The sequence below is a fragment of the Amycolatopsis sp. NPDC043889 genome (assembly GCF_056435645.1).
This window is the reverse complement of the sequence record NZ_JBWKEC010000009.1, coordinates 36,588-56,606: the sequence shown is the minus strand read 5'-3', so window position 1 is coordinate 56,606 and position 20,019 is coordinate 36,588. Positions and strand designations below refer to the sequence as shown.

The following is a 20,019-nucleotide window of genomic DNA, read 5'->3' as shown; positions in this document are numbered from 1 at the left end:
TCTCGGGGATCCCGCTATCCGGAGATCGGGCCTCGGGCCGCGAGCCCCCTGGCGCCGGGGGTGGCGTTACTGCTGTTGCGCTGCTTGAGGATGTCCAACACGGTCAGAATCGTGCGGCTATCCCGGTTTTCCCAGTACGTAGGGGAAGTGCCGGTTTCCACCGCGAGTTCGAGCACCGTTCGCGTCAGCGATCCTCGCTCGTAGGGCCCGGCTCGGCGTCCTCGTCCGGCTCGTACTCGTCGGCGTCCTCGATCGGCTGCACCTCGCACGTCTCTTCGAACAGCGCGCGGTTGCCGTCGAACAGCCGTTGCCGCTTCGACGCGAAGAACGCCAGGCCGTAGATGTCCTCATAGGACGGTGACGCGAAGTTGGAGAACTTCGCGCCTCTCACCTGCCGTTCCCACAGCAGGACGTCCCGCGGCGTGGCGGTGACGTCGTAGGCGGTTCCGTTGTCCGGCTTGACCTCGAACGTGATCATTTACGCGATGCTCCCTACGGCTCGGGTGACAGAAGTGATGGCGGAGTAGTCGACCAGGGCACGCCCGGCGTTGGCGTCGCCTACGGGCTGCTTGTACTTGGCCGAGGTCAGCGGAATCACTTTCGGCGTGGTGCCCACGGGCACCGTGACCGTGCGATCGGCGATCGCCAAGTCGCCGTCGACCAGGCCGGGGGTCTGCACGGTGACCGTGATCGGACCGGCCCCGCCGTTGATCACCGACAGGAACCCGCCGCGGACCACATCGACGATGTCGCCGTCGACGTTCGGCGCGGTGTGCGCCAGCGCGAGCCCGGACAGCGGAACCGGTTGCGTGGTAACGGATTGACGCGCCACGTCAGACCTCCTCGAATTCGACGTTGAACGCCTGCAAGGTGACCTCGGTCATCTCGGTTTCCCGGGCGTCGCCGCCCACGGGCGCGGGCTGAATGAGCACCTTCCCGGAGAACCGGACATGGCTGTCCGGGTCGTCCGGGTGGTGGTCGAGAGTGAAGGTGGCTTCGGTGTTGGGGTTGTTCCACAGAAACGTCGAGAACCCGGCCGAGCGCCAGTCGCTGAAAAGCTTGAGTTCCAAGCTCGCTTCGGCGTCGGTCTCCTCCACGAATTCCCCGTCAGGGCAGAAGGTGTACTTCCGGTCCCCGTCCTTGACGCCGGGGTCCAGTTTCCAGCTGTTCACCTGACACTCCAGCGAGTTGCTGCCGATGGACAGCGTGATCAGCTTTAGGCGCTTCTTGTGCACGCTCATGAAAGGCTCATTTCTACGGTGAAGGTGTACGACGGCAACTCGGTTTGCCCGGCCTGATACAGCCCCGGGTCACAGCCGCCGATGGTCCCGTCCACAATGGACTCGATCGCGTCGGCGACCGGCTCGGCCAGCTCCCACAACCGGAGTTGCGCGCGTTCGTCCATAGCCACGACCAAGAACACCGGGAACGTGGCACCGGTGATTTGGCCGGGACAGTAGGCATCGAAGACGAGCCGCGGCATTCCGAGCACGAGCGCGGGCGGGTCGATGTTCCCGCCGAGGTCGTACAGCCGCACACCCTCGACGGTTCGCAGCGCCGCGGCGAGACGCTGCGCGGCGTCGTTGACGATGCTCATGCGTACACCGGTCCTCGGTATTTCCCGATGCCCAACAGGCGGTCGATGTCCGGGTCGAACGACGGGACGCGGGCCGACCCGGCGTCCGCCATCGAGATGAGCGCATCCGGTGACCGGCGGCGGGTGAACCACCGACCGGCCAGCCGGACCACGCCCAAGCACAGGTCGGGGGTGGGCTCGTCCAACGGCGACATCGGATCGGCGTCGAAGTTGAACGAGCCCGCCCGTACACGCCGGATGAAGTACACGGCGGCGTCGAGCTGGTCTTGCAACTCGGCGTCGTCGCGTTCGTCGTCGAGAGGGATTTTCAGGTCCCCCTTGAGCTTGTCCAGCGTGATCGGCCACAGCATGGGTCAGCTCGCCGCCGTGACCTGTCCGGCGCGGATGGACTTCGACTGCGTGCCCGCGCCCTTCTGCCGCGCCACGACCGCGGTGTAGGCCCAGATGCCGAGCACGATGGACTCGGGTCCGGCCTGTTCCTCGAACCGGAATCGGGCGATGTTGCCTTCGAACAGCAGCACATCGGCCGGGCGCATGACCAAGAACTTCTCGGGGTAGGTCGCGCCGTCGCCGATGCCGTCGGTGGCGACCACACCCAAACCCTCGATCCGGCCGTCCACCGCGACTTCGCCGACACCGGCCACGTTCATGATTCCCGCGGTTTCCTGCGGGATCAGCGGGCGGCCCGTGGTGTCCTTCAACTTGAGGAACTTCCCGTACCTGGTGACGGTCGACACCAGGATGCTGGCGGGCTTCTTGCGCGCGTTTCGCACGGCGATCGCAAGGTCGATCGTCGCGTCGAGTGCCGGGGTCGCCGGGGCGACGCCGGTCCACGCGGCTTCGGTCGCGAACGTCGCCGCGGTGATCGGGGCACCGGCCGCGGCGACGCACACCGCGCCGACCTTGTTTTCTACCTTGGTGTTGTAGACCTCCATCAGGTCGCCATAGATCAGCAGGTCAATGGCGGGGTTGGACATGTCGAGCATCTGCCGGGACACGATCTGCTTACCCGTAGTCGGCTTCGGCGTCGCCATGTCGACGTCGGAGTCCCACGCGTCCGTGCCGTTCACCGGGTCGTTCTCGTTCGCCTGCTCGGACACGACGCCGTCAGTGCCAGCTACCTGCTTCGGCAGGGTGATCGGGCGCGGGTCGTCGCCGAGCGGGATGTTCCGCACGGCGTTGGCCAGCGCGCGCCCCTGGCGGGCCAGGGTCTCGAATTCCTCGGTCATCCAGTTCGGGGGGACCACACCGGGCCCGTTCGCCCCGGTCGACAGAGCACGGGAGTGCTCGGTGAGCCGGTCGCGCGCGGCGTCGTCGTCGGCGTGCTGCGACCGGTACAGGTCGCCGAAGAACGAGAACGCGCCGCCCTTGCGGCGGTAGTGGCCGGGGTCGCGGTCCCGGGTGGTGACGCGCGAACGGGTCTTCTCGCCCGCATCGCTGCCCGTACCCGCGGGCTGCTCGACGTCGTCGCCGAGCCGGTCGCCGCCCGGCGTCTTGTCGCCCGCGCCTTCGGCCGCGGCTTCGACCGATGCGGCGGCCGAGCGGATCGCGGCCGCGCGCTTCTCGACCGCGACAAGCGTTTCGACCTGCGCGCCGATGGTTTCGAGCTGCTTAGCCTCGTCGGTGATCGACCGCACCTCGTCGTCGGTGAGGTCGCGGTTCTCGTTGGCCGCGCGTGTCTGCGTGGCCACAATGGACTCTTCCAGCGCAGCAAGCTTCTTCTGCTGCGCAGCAAGGTAAGGGTTCTTCGGGGGCACTGCCTCTCCCGGATGTTGTCGAAACCATCCGGGGTGTCGCCTGCCCGACCGAGTCGGGGCGCGGGGTGCCGGTTCTCTTGCCGCGTAGCGTACCCGATGAAACAGCTACGGTGGTTACTCGGCACTCCGCGCCAGGACGGCCCGAAGATACGGCGAGGTCGACGTGGCCAGCATCCGCCGGACATGCAGCAGCCGCGGCCGCGTGTCGTCGTCCTCGTCCTGGTCCTCGTCGGCCGAGCGCACACCGCTGATCGCGGCGTGGTCGCCGTAGGCGCCTTCGAGAGTGACGGCGACCTCGGTCAGGTGCGCGCGAGTCCGGATCACCGTGCCGTCGGAACCGCGCTTGTTCTTGTCCTCGCGGAAACCGATCGACAGGTGCGGCAGGACTCCGTCCCGCACAAGTTCCAGCGTCTCGTCACCGGCGGGAGTCTTCGACACCCGCCATTCCCCGTACAGCCCCGCGGCGTCGTCGCGCAGCTCGACCGTGCGGCCGATGAGCGTTCCGCCGAGCTGCATGTGCTCACGGGTGAACGGCACACGGTGCCCGGCGCGCAACTGGTGATTGAACGCGCCACGGGCGAACGCCTCGACCAACGTCCGGTCGATCCTTTGTGGACGCTCGTACGGAACGGCGATGCCCACGATGGTGCGGCCGTCGCCCCCTTGCGCGGCTGAGCGCACCTCAAGATCCGGCGCGAACGACCGGAACACGACTTCACCGGCCACGGTGTGCCTCCCTGCGAAGATCCGGACGGAGCGAGTAGTGAGCGCCGCATATGCCGAGGTCGTCGGCGACTTCCGGGCGCCAGCAGGCGGGGAGTTCCGGGGCGACGTCCCGGCCGACACGGCAGGCCGGGCGGCCGTCGGCGGTCCGCGAACGGTCGGGCGCGGGCGCCTGGTCCACGGCGGGCTCGGGGTCGGCCGAAGTCGCGGGCGGCTGCTCGGGGTCGGCCGGGTCCGCGGGCGGCTGCTCGGCGTCGCCCGGCGCGTTCTCGGGCACGGCCGTTTCGGGCGTGGCCGTCTGCTCGTCTGCCGGGGCGGTCGGCTGCTCGACGACCTCGGGCGCGGCCGGGGTGGTCGGCTGCTCGGGCTGTGCGGAACGCTGGCGGGGACTGCGGCGGGTTGCGCTCATGTCGTTCTATCTCCTGTCTCGGGGTGTTGCCTGTCCGGGCAAGGGGGCCGCGGCCGGCGCTTCGGCAGGCCGGGGGCGCTCGTCGATCCCCTCGACGCGCGGAAGCTTCTCGATCGTGCGCGCTTCGGACGGGAGCAGGAATCCGGAGTGAATGCCGATCTGGTGCGCCTGGTAGCGGGCGAGAGTGTCGGACCTCAGCAGCGAGCCGAGATCGGCCCGCGCGTTCCGCTCGGGTGGCATGAAGTCCGACAACGTCTGTTCGAACCGGCCGAGATGCCCGCCTAAGGAGAACTTGAGTAGGTCGATCGATTCGGTTTCGCTTGTGGCGTAAGTGTTCGAGTCGCCGGACGACGCGCCGAGGAACCGCGGCGGCAGACCGAAAATCAAGGCCAGTTCGGTCAGGCTGAATTTGCGTGCCTCGACCAATTGGAGCTTTTCCGGGTCCCAGCCCAGCGCCTCAAACGACGTCGTCGAGTTGAGCACGGCCACGGTCCGCTCGCGCTGCGAGCGCAGCCACCCGGCCTTGAGCTGTTGGGCTTCGGGTTCGGTGAGGTCGGGGTTATCACTCTTGAGTACGGCCGTCGGCACACCGTGCCGGGAGATCGCCTGTGCCTGGTTCTGTTGCTCGGCGACCAGTCCCAGGGTCTTGCTCAAGTGCGCTTCGAGCACCCCGAACCCGCGCAGCGCACCCGGCGCGCACGGGCCTTTGATGTGAATGATCTGGTGTTCGCTGTAGGAAAGCCCGCCGATCCAGTACTCAACCGCTCCGACGGGAAGCGGCGAGTAGTCCATGCCGGACACCCGGCGCACACCCACCCACGGCGCCGGGACGGGCAGGACGGCCGTCGGGTAGCCGAGATCGTCGCGCGCGGCGATGACGCCGACGGCGTTTCCGTGCCACACCAGATCCAGCGCCCAGCTGGAAAACGTCGTCATGCGGTTATCCGGCGGCGCCGGTTTGCGCAGCAACGGCGGCGTCGGCCGCACCTTCTCCATCTCGCCGTCGGCATCCTCGTCGAACGCGTCCCACGGGACGCCGCCGAGCAGATCGGAAATCAGGATGGCCGCGCGCCACGCGCCGGGTATCGACATCGCCCCGCGGTAGACCTGAATTTGCGACAGCCCGGACACACCGCCCGGCGTGCCGTCGATGATGAGGTCGAACCCTGAACCGGCGTACCGGTTGTGCTGCGCCTGCGACCCGCGCGGACGCAACATCTTGCCGAGTCCCATTAGCGAGCGCCCTTCCACTCGGCGAGCGTGCCGACGGCGAGCAGCGCCACCCCGCCCACGAGCAGGGTCCACGCGAGACCGACGAGCATCGAGAGTCCGCCGAGCGCCGCACCGGTCCCGGCGAGCTGCGCGGCGACGGCCGCGCGAGTCCGGCCGCGGGCGGCCGCGCGGCGGAAATACTCGAGAACTTTGCCGAGCGCCGCCCGGACCCGCTTCACGCGTTCGCCTCGACCCGCTCGGGCCAATGCCACGTGCCGCCGAGCTTGTCGATCTCGTCGTGGTCGCACCCGCCAGCGTCGAGCGGCCGGAAGAACTGCCCGGCGGGGTTAAGCACGCACAGGCCGACTCGCTCGGGGTCGACGGCGTCCACTTCGGTGATGACGGCCGCGCGGCACACCGGCGGGAATTCGCCGTCAGCCGAGCCGCGGGCCATGTAGTGCACGATGCGGCCAATGCTGGGGTGCACGGTCGTCCTCCGTTCGATTCGGCTACTGCATTCGTGTACGCACACGTGTTCGATTCAGTGCCGATTGTCGCACGGTTTTCCGGCCGTACCAGGCAGGCCGCTCAGTAGACGGCCGAGCGGGGCGGCGGCGCCTCGACCGGCAACGTGCGGGCCAGATGCACGGCGCCAGCGGTGGCGTAGGTGGCATCGCAGTGCCCGGCGCCGCGCCGGGTGAACCGCCATCGGTCGCCGCTTTTCAGCTTCTCCGCGCCTTTGTTCTGCGTGTTCAACAGCGGGTCATCGCTTTGGGCGATCTCGCCATCCTCGACCTGTTGGGCGAACCCCATGCAGACCGCGGGCACGTCGGACGTGATCGCCTCGACCTCGACGCCCTTGGGCGGCCAATTGGCCTGATTCCGGTCGGCGAGATCCGCGGCGAACGCGGCGGCCGGGCCGTCGGGGAACCATCCGAACTTCCGGGCCTTCGCCACTTTGGCCGGCAGTTCGCGGCGCATCTTGCGCATGTCCGTCCACGCGTCGACCGGCTCGACGCGCACGCGCCCGTCGTCGAGCTGCGCGGCGGCCACGAGCGTGGCGTGCTGGTTGTCCTTCGAGACGTCGAGAACCATCACCGTTCGCGCACGGAGCCGGGACATGTCCCCGGGGTCCAAGCAACCGCCGTCAGCCGCGGGTGCGGACCACTTCGCGTAGTTCAATGCCGGGTCAAGGTTGTCGACCTGCATACACAGGATCTCGGTCTCAAAGGTCGCCAGTTCCTCACCGCCGTTGCGCTTCGCGCGCCGGGCATCCGACAGCAGAGACCGGAGGTCGATCCGGCGGCCAAGGTTCGGGTTCGCGCACGCGAGCGCGTGCGGGTCGTCGGCCGCCGAGCCGGGCGGGGCGCTCCACTCGAACAGCCCCATTTGCGGGTCGCCGTCCGCGCGGATCACCTCGACGCCGTCGACCGTCTCGACGGCCTCACCGCGCAGCGAGATCAGCACTACCGAGTTCTTGTCGCCCTGGTTGGTGATCCCCCATGCCTGCCCCGCCGGGACCGCATTCATGGCGTTATAGGCGGCGTTCCACGCGTCCCACGACTGGTGCTCGCGCAGCTCGTCAAGGATGAGCTTGTGGACGGTCAGCGACCGGCCGCCCTTGCGGTTGCTGGCGGCGATCTTGTACCGCGACTTGTGCCGGGTCTTGAGGGTCTGTTCTCCGTTGGCGCGGCGGATGCCGGTCCGGGCCGGGACGTCTTCGGCGAGTTCTTCGATTTCCTCGACCAGGTCGACGGCCTTTTCCCACGACTCCTTGGCGTAGTCCAGGTTCGTGCTGGTGCCGAGCACAAGCCGCACGCGGGCGACGAACAGCCAATACAGGCTCAACACGACGAGAACGTGGGTCTTGCCGTTCTGGCGCGCGACGATGACCAGCACCTTGCGGAACCGCGGCGTGCCGTCCGGCAGCAATTCGCCGGCGTGGATAACTAGCCAGCGCTCCCACGGGTCCAACGGCTTTTCGAGGATGTCGCGCGCGAAGTCGTCGACCGCGAACCCGTAGGACGTCTCCGGTGTCAGCGCACACCCGCACCCGCACGGGCCGGGAGCGCCGACGACAAGCGGCGGAGTGAACAGCCGCGGCTCAGTCCGTCCCAGTATCTCGGGCGTCGTGCTGTTCCCGGAGTGCTCGGAGCTTGGCTCGCTTGGGGCTTTCGTCGGCGCCGTCACCGTTACCTCCCTTCGGCAGGATCGACTTTCGAGCCGCCGGGGTCGCGCCGAGACTTTCGAGCACCGACAGCAACCGGCCCGACAGCTCGGCCACGGTCCGGCCGCTGGTCTCGGCGTCGAGCGCGACCGCCAGGCGCCGGGCGAGCGTGGCCGCGCCGACGTCCTCGTCCTCCAGGTCGAGCGCGTCGAGCGTCTGCCCGACGGCCGTCAGCACGGACCGCTCGACCGCGTCGGCGTCCTCGTCGAACCCGTCCGGGGCCGTCATCGCGGGTCCTTGGAGTCCGGGGAGAGAGAGGACACAGGGACGTGGGTGTCCGAGCCATCGAGGTCACTCAGAAAACGCGGGGGCGGCCAGCCGGTCATGATCGCATTGGGCGACGCGATGGCCAGCGGGTCATTCGGGCTCGGCTCGACCATCGATCGCGGCACGGTGATGGCCTTGCCCATCGTGGGCACGCTCTCGATCAGCTCGGGGGCTGTCGGCTTCGGTGGCTTCGCTGGCTGTTCGAAGGTCATGGTCACTTCGGCCGGTCCGACGTACGAGTAGTCCGGCCCGCTCAACTCCACGTGCGACTCGACGCCTTCCCTCACGGTTACCTGCCAGCTGGTCAGGGACCGCGTCACGTCCACCCCGTCGACCTCCACCCGCGAGGTACCGCCGGTCTGCACGACTCGCACTTGCTTGGTCATCGGGTTCACCAGTCCGTCAGGGGTCGGGGTTCGGGGTCGGGTGCTTGCGTCGGGTCGCCCGCGGCGAGGTTGCACGAGCGGTGGGCGGCCACGCAGCGCTCGGGGTTGTCGCCGAGCTTCTTTCCGTCGAGGTGGTGCACTTGCGCGCTACGCGGGTGCGGGTGCCGGTATCGGCGCTCGATGCGCTCATGGCACAGCTGGCACACCCACCGGTCGCGGTCGAGCACGTACGCCCGGATGCCGCGCCACCGGCGGGTGCTCCCATTCGTCCACCCCGCGCTCACTCGATCAGCGTAACCGGCAATTCGTCATAGACGGTTACGCGCCGCCCGAGGCCCGAGTACGCCTCGTCCCCACGACGAACCGGTAGCGGAGTGCGCCAGCGTGGGCGCCAGTCAGCCACTCGCCCCCCACGTTGCTTTGCCACTCTTCGCGCTCGACGGGCGCCCCGAGCCGATGACGCGCCCTGCGCTCGACGGCCTCTCGACACCCGGCGTCGTGGTACTCGTCCGGCCCGACTTCGCCGATGCACACGAGCGACGGGCCGGGCGCATCCCGCACACCGAAGCACACGAGCGTCGGGCCGGGCACTTCCCGCTCGGCGACGTCGGCGGCCGGCGGGCGCACGTCGGCGAACACGTCGTGCATCGGCGTGGCGCCGGGGTGGGCGCGGTCGGTGTAGGCGATCTCCGCGTCGCTGGCGATCGTGCGGCCGAGTTCGTCGGTCGCGACGTGCCAGACGTAGACGAACGGGCGGCCGACATACGGCGCCATTCCGAACGCTCTGCGCTTCACCAGCACGCGGACGGTCAACCGTCCGTCGCCGAACCCGCCGAGCCCGTGCGGTGGTGCGCCTACCCATTCGGGGAGCTGCACTCGGTCGATCGCGGCGTCGCCCTTCCCTGCGATCCAGTCGTGCAGCCATCGCCGGTCCCGGAAGTCCGGGTGGCACTCCCCCGGCGCTGGCAGTGCTGGCGTCGTCATCATGGCGCTTCTCCTGTCGTTGGTGTGATCACTGGCCGGGCGTCGATGTGGTCGCCAGCTGTCCGGCGCGTTCCTGGCGCAGCAGTTCCAGCGCTTGGCGCACGTCGTGCTCGCTGACGTCGAGCTGGCGGGCGAGCGTGCCGCGGCCGGGCGGGCGCAAGCCCTTGGCTTCGGCTTCGCGCACGCGTCGGGCGACTTCGTCGAACAGGTTCCCGCTGGTCACCAGGTCTTCACCAGGTGCGCCGCCAGGGTCCTGGTGCGGCTCTGGCGTCGCTGGCGCGGGTTCGGGCGCGTCCTGGTGAGCGGTCTCCTGCTCCTGGTCGTCTTGCTCCTGGTCCTGGCGGACGTCGTCCGGCTCGGCCGGTGCTGGGGTCGTCGCTGGCGTGGCACGGACGAGCAGCGCGCCAAGGTGGACGAGAGCGGCCAGGAAGGCGGGCGGGATGCTGGCGACTATGGACGCGAGCCACCAGTACCGGCCGCCGATCAGCCCGTGGTACGTGGCGTTCGCCAGGACGCTGGTCGCGATGGTGACCAGCGCCAAGCGGCGGGCGTAGGAGGTCGTGTTGGTCGGGGCGCCTTGCCCGAGCCATACCAGCGTGCTGGCGACGATCGCGACGTCGATCCCGACGGGCAGCAGCGCGGCGGCGTCGAGCACCAGGCCGACGATGGGGATTTCGACGGTGCCGTAGCCGACCAGGCGGGCGAGCCCGGCAAGACCGGCGTAGCTGATGATCATCGACGACAAGGCCGACAGCAGGATGCACGCCCATGCCGTGACCCGGAATCCGGCGCTCACTGGTCAACCCCTTCGACATCGAGCAACGCGCGACCGTGGATCGCGGTCACGACGGTGGCCAAGCCGCGGCGGTACAGACGCATGGTCAGTTCGGCGGTCTCGGGGTCGTCGTCCAGGTCCGGGCCTTCCAGGAGCGCGGTCACGAGCGCGCGGGCGCAGCGCGCCAAGGTGTCGTCGTCGGCGTTGACGATCCAGGAGACCGTGACGTCCGGCTTCACGCCGTAGGTACTGGTGGGGAATTCGGGCATTGTTCGTCTCTTCGTTCGAGGGGCGGTGATCGGAGTGAGTGCCCCCGCTCGGCCGTGAACCGGCGGCGCCTACACGCGGCGGGGGCGGCAAGTCAGTCGGCGAGATGGTCGATTTCGAGGAAGTCGGGCACGCCGGACGCGGCCTGCTCCACCGCATCGCGGTACCGGTACTCGGCATAGGCTGCGTCGTCGGCGGCGGCGACGTCAGCAATGCAGCGCCGGTCCTGTTCGGCGGCGAGCGCGGCGAGCGCGTCGCGCGCCATCGCCAACCCGTTGTCGTCCGACGCGCACTCGGCGAAACCGGCCCAAACGTCGGTGTCGTGGATCATCTCGGCGACGGTGCGCTTAGCCATGAAATCGGCCTGACGGCGCCGCAATTCCTCGGTGATCGAGACACTGGCAAGCCCGATGTAGTGGATGCCGCGGGCGCGCTCGCTGTGCAAGTAGCCGGTGCGCATGGTGCGCAGTGCCTCGTTTGCTTCGGCCTGCGCGTCGGTGATGGTGCGGGGCTCGGTCATCGCAACGTCTCCTTGGTGTATTTCTTGGTGTACCCACACCCTAAATGGGTGTGGGTACACCTGTCAAATATTGAAGAGGCTGAATTGCGGAGGCTCGCCCGCCACGGGGCCGTCGGCGCGTAGCAGCTCGGGCCAGTGGTGAATCAGCCCGCCATCCCGCGGGTACCACCACAAGCCGTTGGGCTTGCTGCGCACCCATACCCGGCCGCTCGCGCCGGTGACTTCACGGATGTCCCTATTGGACGGTTCCGCATCGCCGACGGCCCATTTCATGACGGCTTGGACTCGGCGAGCCGGGCGGCGAGCTTGTCGCGTTCGGCGCGCACGCGCACGATCTCGGCCAGCCACGCCGGATCAGCGAGCAGCCCGGCATCCGCCAGCGCCGTCATGCGCTCGCGGTACAGGTCCCGCACCGGCTCGGCGAGATCGGCCCACGGGATGACGTGCTGCGAGCTGTCGCAGAACACTTCGGCGGCGCGCTCGATCACCTCGGCGCGGGTCGGGGTCGCCGGGGCGGGCAGGACTTCGACGAGTTCGCCGGTACGGCCGAGCAGTTCCGGCCACGGCAGCATCGGGCCCGTGCGTCCCGGCATGTACCACTCTCGGCGCGGGTCACGAATCCACCGGCGCCCGGCGGGGTCGCGTACCTCGGTGACGTCCTCGGGCTCAGGGTCGCCGAGTTCGAACACCCGCGGCCGGGTCAGCGGGTAGCCGACGGCGCCGAGCCCTGCCAGCACGGCGCGCTCGATCACGCTCGAAACCTCCCACTCGGGTTGCGACGAGCGCACGGCCGTGACGATGCTCGGGAGGTCGGCGACGTCGGCGACCGCGGCCCACACCGGGTGCCGGCTGCTGTCGATCGGCTCGGCGTCCGCCATGAGGACGACGACCGGTTTCGGGTTGGTGCTCATGGGTTCTCGGTCCTCTCCGTGACCGTCGTGATGGCGGGGGTGGTTTCTTCCGACACCGGGCCGTGCGCCAGAACGCCGGGCCAATCGGTGGTGAGCGCGTCGTCACCGGCGCACGCCCAACGTCGACCGCGTCGAGCCCACGGGTAGCCGCCGGAGTCGACCAGGCGTAGACCGCGCTCGACTGGCTCGGCGTCGCCAGTGCGCCACACGCGCGGGGCGGCCGGGCGGGCCGTCACCGGCCGCGCCCCTCGACCGCGGTCACAACGACGAGCCCGGCGCCCGCGCCGTCCGTAGCGGCCCGGTAGGCGGCGGCGAGATGGTTTCCGCACGCTGCGATGTCGACCGGTTCCGGCCCGACGCGCGAGGCGATGAACGCCGGTCGACGGCCGCACGACAGCTGACACCGGTCGCCGCTCGGCACGGCACCCGTGAGGTGTTCGAGCGCGGTGTGCTCGGCGAGCAGTGCCCGGAGGTCGGACGCGATTAGTTGGGCTGCGCCGTTGTAGAGCCCGAAAGAGTGGATGGTTTCAGAGGGCAGGTCGCCGCCGCTGGCAACGCGTCGGTCGCGCTCGGCGAGATAGGCGGCAATGCGCTTCGCGGGGTCGAACGTCATGGGGTGCTCTCCTTGCCGTGTAAGGGGTTGTCATCTGGTTGTGGTGGCCGTCCTGCGTGAAATTCGGGGTAGGGCCGGGACTCCCGGAGGTACGGGGAAGGCTCACGGCCGGTGAAGCGCGGGGGTGGTGGTCCCAGCGGGATCGAGGGGGGTTCCACAAAGGACGGGGAGCCGGTACCTACGTCGTTCCCCGCCCCGTCCCGTCCCGGAGATCCCTGGTTCTGCGACGTGATGCCGTCTCGTCGCTGGTTCGCGGGCGTGGTGGTGCCGTGCTCGGGCGGGTGTTCGTGCACGTCGGCGTCGTCGAGCGCCGGGGCGGCCGCCGTGTCGGGAGTTGCGTCCGGAGCTGCGTCCGGACTTGCGACAGGACTTGAGTCGGTTACAGGTCCCGTCGTAGGTAGGTCGCGCAAGATCATGTCGGCCTGTGTCGGTGTGCGCTTTCCCTTGCGCCGGTTGCATCCGCGGCACGCGATGACCAGGTTGGCCATGCCGCTGGCGATCTCCGGGTCGACGTGGTCGTAGGTCAGACCGTCGTCGGACACGCGGTCGGAGAACTTGCAGAACTTGCCGCAGTAGCGGCACGTGTCGGCGTCTCGGACGCGCACGGCCTCTTTCAGCTTGGGATCTCGCAGCTCGCGCGATTTGGCCTTATGCACGTCGTTCTCGGCGCGGCTCGGGTTGCGGTCGAGGTAGTCGTGGATCAGGTACTCAAAGTCCGCTTTCCACTCGCGGCCGTCGAGACACGGGCACTCGGGCGGGTTGCCGTTCTCGTCGAGCTGGTGCAGCAGGGGCGCCCGGCCGTAGCGGGCGCGTAGCAGGCGCTTGGTCGACGCCGCGGTGCCGAACAGGTCGACGATGTCGACGGTCACGAACCCGTCGCTCCGCTCGCCGCTCACCCATGTGAGCAGCTGCATGAAGTGGCCGAGCGCAGCGTTTCGCTGGTCCTTGGCCTTGTCGCCGGTCGCGCCCTTGTCGGCGAGCCCGCGCACCTTGACCGACATCGCTAGGCGGTCGTCGAGGCGTGCCCACGGCATCAGGCACCGCCGTTCGTTGAGATGGTCATGCGGTGGGTTCGGTCCCCTCGGTGCGGGCTTTCTCGGCCGCTTCGTCGATCTGGTCCAAGACGCGCTCGACGGTTTGGGGCGAGGCGCCGACGGCGGCGGCGATGTCGCGGATGTTGGTTCCGCGCGCGGCAAGCTCGGCGATCAGCCGGTTGCGCTCGGCGCGGCGTTCCTCGTTCCGGTCCGGCAGGTTGTAGAAGCGGCGGATCACGTTCACGGTCTGGCGCCGGAGGCCAAGGTGGCGGGCGATCTCGATATCGGTATGCCCCTTGCGCGCGAACGCCACCACGGCGTCGTCGTGCGGGCCGGGCTTGTGCACCTTCGGCGCCTTCCGGTGCCGGCTTGGGTCGTAGTCCGGGTGCAAGGCGACGATGCCGCCCATGTCCTCGGTCCATTCCGGGGTGCGCGGGTCAGCGCGGGCGGCCAGGTGGACGAGCGCGGCGAGCAGGCGGGCGGGGTCGGTCTCCAACAGGTGGTTGGCACGGCCCCAAATCTGGCGCGGGTCGTAGTGCCGGATGTCGCGCGCGAAGCCCGCGGCGTCCTGCTCGGCCTTGATCGCGCGCCGTCCGGGCGTGCCGGGCAACGTGGGCACGTGCTTGAGGTCGTGCGCGCGTTGTGTCGCGAAGTCGGGCGAGCCCATGCGATCACTCCAGTTCGGTTCGGGGTAGAGGTCGGCCCGGCGCGGATTGAGACCGCGCCGGGCCGGGTGTCAGGCGGGTGGGGGCGGTCAGTCCGCGGCGGGGGGCTCGGAGTCCTCGAACGGCAGTTCTTCGCGGCCGGTGCGCTGCGCGTACTGGCGGCGCACGATCTCGCGCAGCTGCTTGGCGGTCTCGGTGTGCCTCTCGAACCCCTCGATAGCCAGGATTCGGGCGGTGGGGACGATGTCGCCGCTATCGATCTTCGTCGTGATCTTCGAGCAGTCGACGACGGCGACGACCAGGTGCGCGGCCTCCGGGTCTTCGACGAGCGCCGCCGAGATCGCGCCGAGCCCTTGGCGGTCGTCGCTCGGCAGGCTCGCGGACAGGGTCACGCTCATGCGATCAGCCCCCGGAACGTCGGGAACGGCACTGAGTTGATTTCGTCCGCCCATCCGGCGAGCAGGTCGCGCAGCGCGGTGAATCCGGCGCGGTCGCCGTCCGCCGTCTCGACGTCGAGGTGGGACAGCCCGGTCTTGTCGTCGGCGACGTGGTCGACGGTGACGCCCTGCTCGGCGAGCTTGTCAGCGGCGGCGGCGATCGCGGCCGGGTCCGCGGACACGATGAACCGCGCCATCACGCGACCCCTTCGAAGCTCTCGGCGAACTCGGCGACGCGGGACAGCTCGACGCGGCCGATCATCTTCTGTTCGACGAGTAGCCGCCGGTCCATCTCGACGAGTACAGAGAAGTGCAGACCCGACTTGGTGGCGCCGTACGCTTCGAGCACGCCCGGTTGGTTGTGGTGGCGCCGCGCAACGATCTTGAGGTCGTCGAGTTTCCGAACCCATTGGTAGAACAGGGAAATCTCGTGATGCGGGAGCACGAGCGACAGGCCAAGCCCCGAGCAGGACAGCCCGGAGAACGTCTCGGGCTGAATCCGGTTCAGCTTGGCGTGTTCGATGATGAGCTGGATCGTGTTCAGGTCGATGGTCTTGGTCACGGTGTTGCCTTTCAGCTGTAGAACGGATCGCCGGGCAAGTCGCCCGAGCCTTCGCGGCGGAAGTCCCCGCGGTCGTCGAGGAAGATCGGTCCCCATAGCCAGTGAGCGAAGGCCACTTCGGCGGGGTCGTCGTCGCGGTGGACGAGCCAGCCGTGGCCGTAGTACTCGGTGCGGGTGTCGGTCACCCGGCCGTGGCACCCGGTCGTCCCGTCCCCGCACAGGTGGACGATGTTCGCCGGGTGCCACCGCCCGCCCTGCGACCGCGGCTTGCGGTGGTGCAACGACTGTCCGGGCTGGCGCCCGCAGATCTCGCACATGCCAGCCGAGCGCACCGGAACGACCTTGCGGCACAGGGATTCGCTCACGCGGTCGTCAAGTGCTGTTTGAATGCGGCGAGCGTGTCGGCGTCGGCGGTGTCCCACTTGGCCGTGCCGTTCGCCCACTGCTCGAACATTTGAAGCACCGCAAGGAATTTCTTCTTCCGCCGGTTCCCCAAGGTCCGGATCTCTTCGCGTAGCCGCTTAGCCGAGCGTTCTTCCATGACGGGGTCGGCCTGCTCGGCTGAGTCCTGCTCGACCGTCCGCACGCGCGTGCTGCGTTTCCACAAGTCGAGCGCCACGCCGAAGGACATCGCGCCGTTGCGCAGCGCGTCCCCGATGCACTCCTTCACGGCGGCGCCGCGCCGGGCGGTCGGCGCGTCGCCGTACCCCGGCATGGTCTTGTCGCCGATGGTGAGCCAGATCCACAAGCCGCGGTGCTCGTCGAACAGCGGCAGGCCGTGCGCGTCGGTCGCTTGTGGACGCCAGTTCCAGTCAGGATCGACAGCGTTTAGACGTTCGCGGACGTAGGCGTGCCCGACGAAGTCGAGGTGGTCGTGCGCGGTCGTGACGACGTCCTCGCAGACGTCGCACAGCTTCTTCACGTGCGCGGTGCAGTCGCCAAGCTCGCACGCCCGGCACCACACGGTCGGTTTCTTGCCGATCGACTCGGGCGGGAACGGCGCGCGAAGCTCGGCCAGCATTTCGGGAGTCACGCGGAGCCGTCCTCCGTCGCGGGCTCGGCGAACAGGTCGGGGATCTCGACGGCGCCGGAGCGAACCAGGTCGGCGACGGCATCGACGGCGCCGGGGTCCGGTAGGAACGACACCCGCGACGGCGCGGCGGCGCACATGCGGACGCCCGGCACGTCGGCTTCGCCACCCGGACCGACCGGCATACCGGCGCGGTTGGACGCTTCGATCACGGCGGCCCGGAGCTTCTGCGCGACCCGCTCGCGCGGAGTCAGCAGCCGCCGGGCGTGCAGGAACAACGCCGCCTTGACCTCATCCTCCGGGCCGGTGATCTCCACGTCCGCTTCGACGTCGTCCGGGTAGAACTCCTTGACCCACGCCAAGAACGCGGCGGGGTCGACCACTTCGGCCTTCTCCTTGGGGTCCGACATCGACACCGCGCCGAGCTTCACCCGCCCGCCGGGCGCGTAGACCTTTTTCGTGTCGCCGCGGTCCATGACGCCTTCGACGGTTTCCCTCATGGCGTCGTAGTAGGTGGACGCGCGGTTGCGCAGCTCGGCGGCACCCGCGAGCCGCAACCACAGCTCTTTCAGTTCCTTCACTGCTCACTGTCCTTTCGGGACTTGCCGGTCGGCAGCGACAAGCGTTTCCATTCGTAGGTGGGGACTTCGTCGGTGATCTGGACCAGGGGCGCGGCCGGGTCCGGCACGGTCCGGGTCACGGACTCGACGCCGGTTTGGACTCGCTCACACACCGAGTCGCGCGCGGCGAGCGCTTGGGCTTCGATGCCGGGCCAGGAGACGCGAAGGACGTAGCTCGCGCCGCTGGTGTCCTGGTCGACCGTCGCGCCGCGCGCGATTCCGGCGCGGGCGATCGCGTCGAGCTGTTCGGGTGTGCGCGCAAACCACGTGTGGAGCGGCAACGCGGCGCCCGGCTCGATGTAGGCCGCGCCGATCTCCGGGTGCGCTTCGACCATCTCGGCCAGCCGCAGCAGACCCGCCGCGTGGCTCCGCAAGGTCTCGGCCCGCGCGACGTGCTCGGGAGTCTCGGGGTTGATCATCGGTTGGCCTGCTCTCGCTTTCGTTGGGCCTGGCGGTGCATCTCGTCGGCGGTCTGAACCGCCCAGAGCCGCGCGGCGGTGTGGCCTGTGCAATAGGGGTGCTGATATCCGCGGATGAGCCACGCGCCCGGGAACCGGCACGCGGACCAGCCCGGTTGAGGAATTCCGGCGCCGCACAGTCCGACAGGGCTCGACTTCGGCACGGCGCGGGTGAGTCGGCTTCGCCGGACCATGTCCTGCACTTCGATCATCGGGTCGGTCACCTGCGTGTCGCCTTCCCCGTGACGGCGGCGAACAGGACGACGGCCAGGCCGAAGAACGCGGCGCCGTCGCGGAGGCAGCCCGTCGGGCCGTAGTCCTGGCGGACGTCGTCGAGCGGGGGCATGGTCTCGTCGAGCGCGGCGACGGCTTCGACGGGCAGGTGGAAGTCCCTCACGCTGCCACCGCCCGCGGGTGCCAGATCTCCACGTGGACGTCGCGGCCCTCGGCCTCGTCGAGCAGTTCGCGCAGCACGCCGGGTGCGCAGTGTCCGCACGCGTCCGGCACCTCGACGCGGGCGAACGTCCGCGATGGATGCGGGTTCGGGTAGAAGCGCGCGACGGTGCCGTGCCCGATCAGTTGGCAGTGCGTGCACTGGCCGCGGTCGAGACCGACGAGCGCAATCACCCACGCGCCGAGCTGGTACAGCTCGGCGGCGAGCGTGACGACGGCGTTTCCGATGACGTCCACGCGCGGGCTCGGCACGGCGGCGATGTTCTGAATGGTGCGCACGTCGTGCGCGGCCAGCTGGCGCGCGGCGATCATGTCGGCCAGGCTCGGCCGCCCGGCGCGGGGCCGGTGGCGCCCGCCTTCCGGGGTATTCTCTGTGCTGATCAAGGGAATGGCCTTTCTCGTTGATCCGCGGGTCGGTGTTCGCAGCACCGGCCCGCTTTCTTGTGTGCGGAACTGGGAACCGGCGGAGCGGGGGGAGTCGAGGGGAAGCACCCCGCCCCGCCGGTAGCTAGGCGGCTGCCCGGCCGACGGCGGGCGGGGCGACCGGCCGCAGAACATCGCGCAAGTCGTCGACCAGATCGGCGCTCGGCCGCCCGGAGCTGGCGACAATCCGCGCGATGAACTCGGCGCGGGTCTCGCCGGGGCGGTGCTCGATGCGCCGGGTGCCCGGCACCTCTTGCAGCGTTGGCGTGGTCACGCACTCACCAAGACCTGATCAACCGGGACGGCGTACAGGTCGACCAGCGCTTTGAGCTGCTTCGCGGTCGGCTTGACCACGCCGTTTTCGATCAAGCTCAGTCGGCTGCGCTCGACGCGGTGCCCTGCCTGCTCGGTCAGAGTCTCGATCTCGTTCTGTGTGTTGCCCCGCAGTTCGCGCAGCGTGCGGAGCTTCGTCCCGTCCACGGGGAGGCTGATGGAGGTACGCGCCATGTCGAACAAACTAACGACACAAAGCAACACATGTCGACACATAAAGCGGCTTATGTGGTTACAAGTTGATCTCGTAACACTGCGCGTTGTCTCGGTCGCACATGTGCTGTAATGTGTTGTTATGTGTCGACGGGGAGGACGCACATGCCAAGCGCGCACGAACAGGCCATAGAAGACATCGACGCCGAGCGGCAAAACCGGCTGGTGAAGTGGACAGTCGTAGCGCGGGAGTTCAACATCACCCCGCAGCACCTGTTACGCATCCGCCAGGGAAAGAGCCCCATCACCCGAGACATGGCTGTTGCCATCGATCGATTTCTTGGGCGCGAGCGCGGCACCACGTGGCAGCTACTACAAGTGCCGGCCGCGGACGACGAATCGGCCGGCGCCGAGCCGACCGACGAACAGTTGGCCGAGATGACCAACCGACAGATCGCCGAACTGGCGATCAAGTATCAGAAGCACCGCGGCCCCGAAGCGCGGCGCGATTTCCTGCAACGCGCGAAGGCTGCCCGCGATCGAGCGGTCGACACCTTAGTGGCGGAATCCAGCGACGCAAGCGTTTAACGCGGACTACACAGTCCACTTAGGCCGATCGGGTAAATAGTCCACTTGCGACGTCGAATCCGCTAACGCTCCGCGTTTACCTCTCGATGGGCCCCACGGAAGGGGTTCGCCCGACCAGGGCAAAGGAGGGGTTATGGCAAACAAGCAGAATCCGGAGCGAGTAACGCGCCGTACACACGCGGTCGCCTGTTTTGTACTCGTCGTCTCGTTTGGTGCACTTATCTGGCACGCGCTCAGCCTGCCGGACGGCCAGACAACCGGGTTCTTCACCGTGCACGCAATGGCAACGGTCGGCGTCGGCATCTTCGCGGCGATCGTGTGGTGCACCAGGCAAATCCTCCGCGCACAGCGGAAGACGCGCGAGAAGCTGACCGACGCGATGGCGCGGCACGATCAGCGCATCCTCACGCCGAACGACGTAAAGCGGATGATGCAAGAAGCGTTCGACGAAGGTCAGATCACCGGCTTGGCTACTGGGCTCGCCGATCTCAGCCGCAGCCCGCAAGGCGGTAGGCCGATTGATAACTAGAACCCTCGCGGAGGTTCGGCCGCTCCCCCGGCCTCACCCCCGCGGGTAGTGGGCTGTCGGTACACGCTCGGGGAGTCGCGGCCCCG

38 protein-coding genes are annotated in these 20,019 nt (G+C 68.8%); 2 read left to right on the top strand and 36 right to left on the bottom strand.

Annotated elements, in window-relative coordinates; translation table 11 throughout:
- Positions 1-184: 184 nt before the first annotated feature.
- The 36 genes from AC0685_RS19050 to AC0685_RS18875 all read right to left on the bottom strand — a co-directional run bounded on the left by AC0685_RS19050 (position 185) and on the right by AC0685_RS18875 (position 18,837).
- Positions 185-478 (bottom strand): hypothetical protein, encoded by a 294-nt coding sequence (locus AC0685_RS19050; RefSeq protein WP_478226732.1) that lies wholly within the window; start codon positions 476-478, stop codon positions 185-187.
- A complete protein-coding gene (locus AC0685_RS19045; protein WP_478226731.1) occupies positions 479-832 on the bottom strand; it encodes a hypothetical protein in 354 nt (117 codons plus the stop codon).
- A gap of 1 nt (position 833) precedes the next feature.
- Positions 834-1,241, bottom strand: coding sequence for a hypothetical protein (locus tag AC0685_RS19040; RefSeq protein ID WP_478226730.1), 408 nt, complete (start codon positions 1,239-1,241; stop codon positions 834-836).
- A complete protein-coding gene (locus AC0685_RS19035; RefSeq protein ID WP_478226729.1) occupies positions 1,238-1,597 on the bottom strand; it encodes a hypothetical protein in 360 nt (119 codons plus the stop codon). The genes AC0685_RS19040 and AC0685_RS19035 overlap by 4 nt, the downstream gene beginning before the upstream one ends.
- Complete coding sequence (locus AC0685_RS19030) at positions 1,594-1,947, bottom strand: phage head-tail connector protein (RefSeq protein WP_478226728.1); 354 nt, start codon at positions 1,945-1,947, stop codon at positions 1,594-1,596. Before AC0685_RS19030 ends, AC0685_RS19035 begins: the two co-directional genes overlap by 4 nt.
- A gap of 3 nt (positions 1,948-1,950) precedes the next feature.
- Positions 1,951-3,288, bottom strand: a complete 1,338-nt coding sequence (locus AC0685_RS19025; RefSeq protein ID WP_478226727.1) for a hypothetical protein — start codon at positions 3,286-3,288, stop codon at positions 1,951-1,953.
- A gap of 180 nt (positions 3,289-3,468) precedes the next feature.
- Complete coding sequence (locus AC0685_RS19020; protein ID WP_478226726.1) at positions 3,469-4,080, bottom strand: HK97 family phage prohead protease; 612 nt, start codon at positions 4,078-4,080, stop codon at positions 3,469-3,471.
- The gene (locus AC0685_RS19015) at positions 4,070-4,486 is read right to left on the bottom strand and encodes a hypothetical protein (RefSeq protein WP_478226725.1); all 417 of its coding nucleotides are present in this window, start codon (positions 4,484-4,486) and stop codon (positions 4,070-4,072) included. The genes AC0685_RS19020 and AC0685_RS19015 overlap by 11 nt, the downstream gene beginning before the upstream one ends.
- A gap of 6 nt (positions 4,487-4,492) precedes the next feature.
- Complete coding sequence (locus AC0685_RS19010; protein ID WP_478226724.1) at positions 4,493-5,737, bottom strand: phage portal protein; 1,245 nt, start codon at positions 5,735-5,737, stop codon at positions 4,493-4,495.
- On the bottom strand, positions 5,719-5,937 hold the full coding sequence (locus AC0685_RS19005; protein ID WP_478226723.1) for a hypothetical protein: 219 nt from the start codon (positions 5,935-5,937) through the stop codon (positions 5,719-5,721). Before AC0685_RS19005 ends, AC0685_RS19010 begins: the two co-directional genes overlap by 19 nt.
- On the bottom strand, positions 5,934-6,185 hold the full coding sequence (locus AC0685_RS19000) for a hypothetical protein (RefSeq protein WP_478226722.1): 252 nt from the start codon (positions 6,183-6,185) through the stop codon (positions 5,934-5,936). Before AC0685_RS19000 ends, AC0685_RS19005 begins: the two co-directional genes overlap by 4 nt.
- A 101-nt stretch (positions 6,186-6,286) precedes the next feature.
- Complete coding sequence (locus AC0685_RS18995; protein ID WP_478226721.1) at positions 6,287-7,672, bottom strand: terminase; 1,386 nt, start codon at positions 7,670-7,672, stop codon at positions 6,287-6,289.
- A gap of 130 nt (positions 7,673-7,802) precedes the next feature.
- Complete coding sequence (locus AC0685_RS18990) at positions 7,803-8,153, bottom strand: terminase small subunit (protein WP_478226720.1); 351 nt, start codon at positions 8,151-8,153, stop codon at positions 7,803-7,805.
- Positions 8,150-8,578, bottom strand: coding sequence for a hypothetical protein (locus AC0685_RS18985; RefSeq protein WP_478226719.1), 429 nt, complete (start codon positions 8,576-8,578; stop codon positions 8,150-8,152). Before AC0685_RS18985 ends, AC0685_RS18990 begins: the two co-directional genes overlap by 4 nt.
- 5 nt (positions 8,579-8,583) lie before the next feature.
- A complete protein-coding gene (locus tag AC0685_RS18980) occupies positions 8,584-8,862 on the bottom strand; it encodes an HNH endonuclease (protein ID WP_478226718.1) in 279 nt (92 codons plus the stop codon).
- Between the two features lie 34 nt (positions 8,863-8,896).
- Positions 8,897-9,565 carry a hypothetical protein gene (locus tag AC0685_RS18975; protein ID WP_478226717.1) on the bottom strand — a complete coding sequence of 223 codons (669 nt, stop codon included), beginning with the start codon at positions 9,563-9,565 and terminating at the stop codon, positions 8,897-8,899.
- A gap of 25 nt (positions 9,566-9,590) precedes the next feature.
- A complete protein-coding gene (locus AC0685_RS18970) occupies positions 9,591-10,358 on the bottom strand; it encodes a hypothetical protein (protein ID WP_478226716.1) in 768 nt (255 codons plus the stop codon).
- Positions 10,355-10,606 (bottom strand): hypothetical protein, encoded by a 252-nt coding sequence (locus AC0685_RS18965; protein WP_478226715.1) that lies wholly within the window; start codon positions 10,604-10,606, stop codon positions 10,355-10,357. The genes AC0685_RS18970 and AC0685_RS18965 overlap by 4 nt, the downstream gene beginning before the upstream one ends.
- Positions 10,607-10,698: 92 nt before the next feature.
- Complete coding sequence (locus AC0685_RS18960; protein ID WP_478226714.1) at positions 10,699-11,124, bottom strand: hypothetical protein; 426 nt, start codon at positions 11,122-11,124, stop codon at positions 10,699-10,701.
- A 63-nt stretch (positions 11,125-11,187) separates the two neighbouring features.
- The gene (locus AC0685_RS18955; RefSeq protein ID WP_478226713.1) at positions 11,188-11,397 is read right to left on the bottom strand and encodes a hypothetical protein; all 210 of its coding nucleotides are present in this window, start codon (positions 11,395-11,397) and stop codon (positions 11,188-11,190) included.
- Positions 11,394-12,035: a hypothetical protein gene (locus AC0685_RS18950; RefSeq protein WP_478226712.1), complete on the bottom strand. Its 642-nt coding sequence runs from the start codon at positions 12,033-12,035 to the stop codon at positions 11,394-11,396. The genes AC0685_RS18955 and AC0685_RS18950 overlap by 4 nt, the downstream gene beginning before the upstream one ends.
- A gap of 232 nt (positions 12,036-12,267) precedes the next feature.
- Positions 12,268-12,648, bottom strand: a complete 381-nt coding sequence (locus AC0685_RS18945) for a hypothetical protein (RefSeq protein ID WP_478226711.1) — start codon at positions 12,646-12,648, stop codon at positions 12,268-12,270.
- On the bottom strand, positions 12,645-13,682 hold the full coding sequence (locus AC0685_RS18940) for an HNH endonuclease (RefSeq protein ID WP_478226710.1): 1,038 nt from the start codon (positions 13,680-13,682) through the stop codon (positions 12,645-12,647). The genes AC0685_RS18945 and AC0685_RS18940 overlap by 4 nt, the downstream gene beginning before the upstream one ends.
- Before the next feature lie 25 nt (positions 13,683-13,707).
- Complete coding sequence (locus tag AC0685_RS18935) at positions 13,708-14,349, bottom strand: helix-turn-helix domain-containing protein (protein WP_478226709.1); 642 nt, start codon at positions 14,347-14,349, stop codon at positions 13,708-13,710.
- Between the two features lie 87 nt (positions 14,350-14,436).
- Positions 14,437-14,745 carry a hypothetical protein gene (locus AC0685_RS18930; RefSeq protein ID WP_478226708.1) on the bottom strand — a complete coding sequence of 103 codons (309 nt, stop codon included), beginning with the start codon at positions 14,743-14,745 and terminating at the stop codon, positions 14,437-14,439.
- Positions 14,742-14,981, bottom strand: a complete 240-nt coding sequence (locus AC0685_RS18925; protein ID WP_478226707.1) for a hypothetical protein — start codon at positions 14,979-14,981, stop codon at positions 14,742-14,744. The genes AC0685_RS18930 and AC0685_RS18925 overlap by 4 nt, the downstream gene beginning before the upstream one ends.
- Positions 14,981-15,346: a hypothetical protein gene (locus AC0685_RS18920; protein WP_478226706.1), complete on the bottom strand. Its 366-nt coding sequence runs from the start codon at positions 15,344-15,346 to the stop codon at positions 14,981-14,983. The genes AC0685_RS18925 and AC0685_RS18920 overlap by 1 nt, the downstream gene beginning before the upstream one ends.
- A gap of 11 nt (positions 15,347-15,357) precedes the next feature.
- A complete protein-coding gene (locus tag AC0685_RS18915) occupies positions 15,358-15,678 on the bottom strand; it encodes an HNH endonuclease (RefSeq protein ID WP_478226705.1) in 321 nt (106 codons plus the stop codon).
- Positions 15,679-15,707: 29 nt separating this feature from the next.
- Complete coding sequence (locus AC0685_RS18910; RefSeq protein WP_478226704.1) at positions 15,708-16,379, bottom strand: hypothetical protein; 672 nt, start codon at positions 16,377-16,379, stop codon at positions 15,708-15,710.
- Positions 16,376-16,957: a hypothetical protein gene (locus AC0685_RS18905; RefSeq protein WP_478226703.1), complete on the bottom strand. Its 582-nt coding sequence runs from the start codon at positions 16,955-16,957 to the stop codon at positions 16,376-16,378. Before AC0685_RS18905 ends, AC0685_RS18910 begins: the two co-directional genes overlap by 4 nt.
- Entirely contained in the window at positions 16,954-17,415 is a 462-nt protein-coding gene (locus tag AC0685_RS18900) for a hypothetical protein (protein WP_478226702.1), read from the bottom strand. The genes AC0685_RS18905 and AC0685_RS18900 overlap by 4 nt, the downstream gene beginning before the upstream one ends.
- Positions 17,412-17,678, bottom strand: a complete 267-nt coding sequence (locus AC0685_RS18895) for a hypothetical protein (RefSeq protein ID WP_478226701.1) — start codon at positions 17,676-17,678, stop codon at positions 17,412-17,414. Before AC0685_RS18895 ends, AC0685_RS18900 begins: the two co-directional genes overlap by 4 nt.
- Positions 17,675-17,851 carry a hypothetical protein gene (locus tag AC0685_RS18890; RefSeq protein ID WP_478226700.1) on the bottom strand — a complete coding sequence of 59 codons (177 nt, stop codon included), beginning with the start codon at positions 17,849-17,851 and terminating at the stop codon, positions 17,675-17,677. The genes AC0685_RS18895 and AC0685_RS18890 overlap by 4 nt, the downstream gene beginning before the upstream one ends.
- Positions 17,848-18,291 (bottom strand): hypothetical protein, encoded by a 444-nt coding sequence (locus tag AC0685_RS18885; protein WP_478226699.1) that lies wholly within the window; start codon positions 18,289-18,291, stop codon positions 17,848-17,850. Before AC0685_RS18885 ends, AC0685_RS18890 begins: the two co-directional genes overlap by 4 nt.
- A gap of 124 nt (positions 18,292-18,415) precedes the next feature.
- Positions 18,416-18,604 carry a hypothetical protein gene (locus AC0685_RS18880; protein WP_478226698.1) on the bottom strand — a complete coding sequence of 63 codons (189 nt, stop codon included), beginning with the start codon at positions 18,602-18,604 and terminating at the stop codon, positions 18,416-18,418.
- Positions 18,601-18,837, bottom strand: a complete 237-nt coding sequence (locus AC0685_RS18875) for a helix-turn-helix domain-containing protein (RefSeq protein ID WP_478226697.1) — start codon at positions 18,835-18,837, stop codon at positions 18,601-18,603. The genes AC0685_RS18880 and AC0685_RS18875 overlap by 4 nt, the downstream gene beginning before the upstream one ends.
- A 144-nt stretch (positions 18,838-18,981) precedes the next feature.
- Between AC0685_RS18875 and AC0685_RS18870 the strand changes: the two genes are divergently transcribed.
- Positions 18,982-19,404, top strand: coding sequence for a helix-turn-helix domain-containing protein (locus AC0685_RS18870; protein WP_478226696.1), 423 nt, complete (start codon positions 18,982-18,984; stop codon positions 19,402-19,404).
- Positions 19,405-19,537: 133 nt separating this feature from the next.
- Complete coding sequence (locus AC0685_RS18865; RefSeq protein ID WP_478226695.1) at positions 19,538-19,933, top strand: hypothetical protein; 396 nt, start codon at positions 19,538-19,540, stop codon at positions 19,931-19,933.
- The last annotated feature ends 86 nt before the right edge of the window (positions 19,934-20,019 follow it).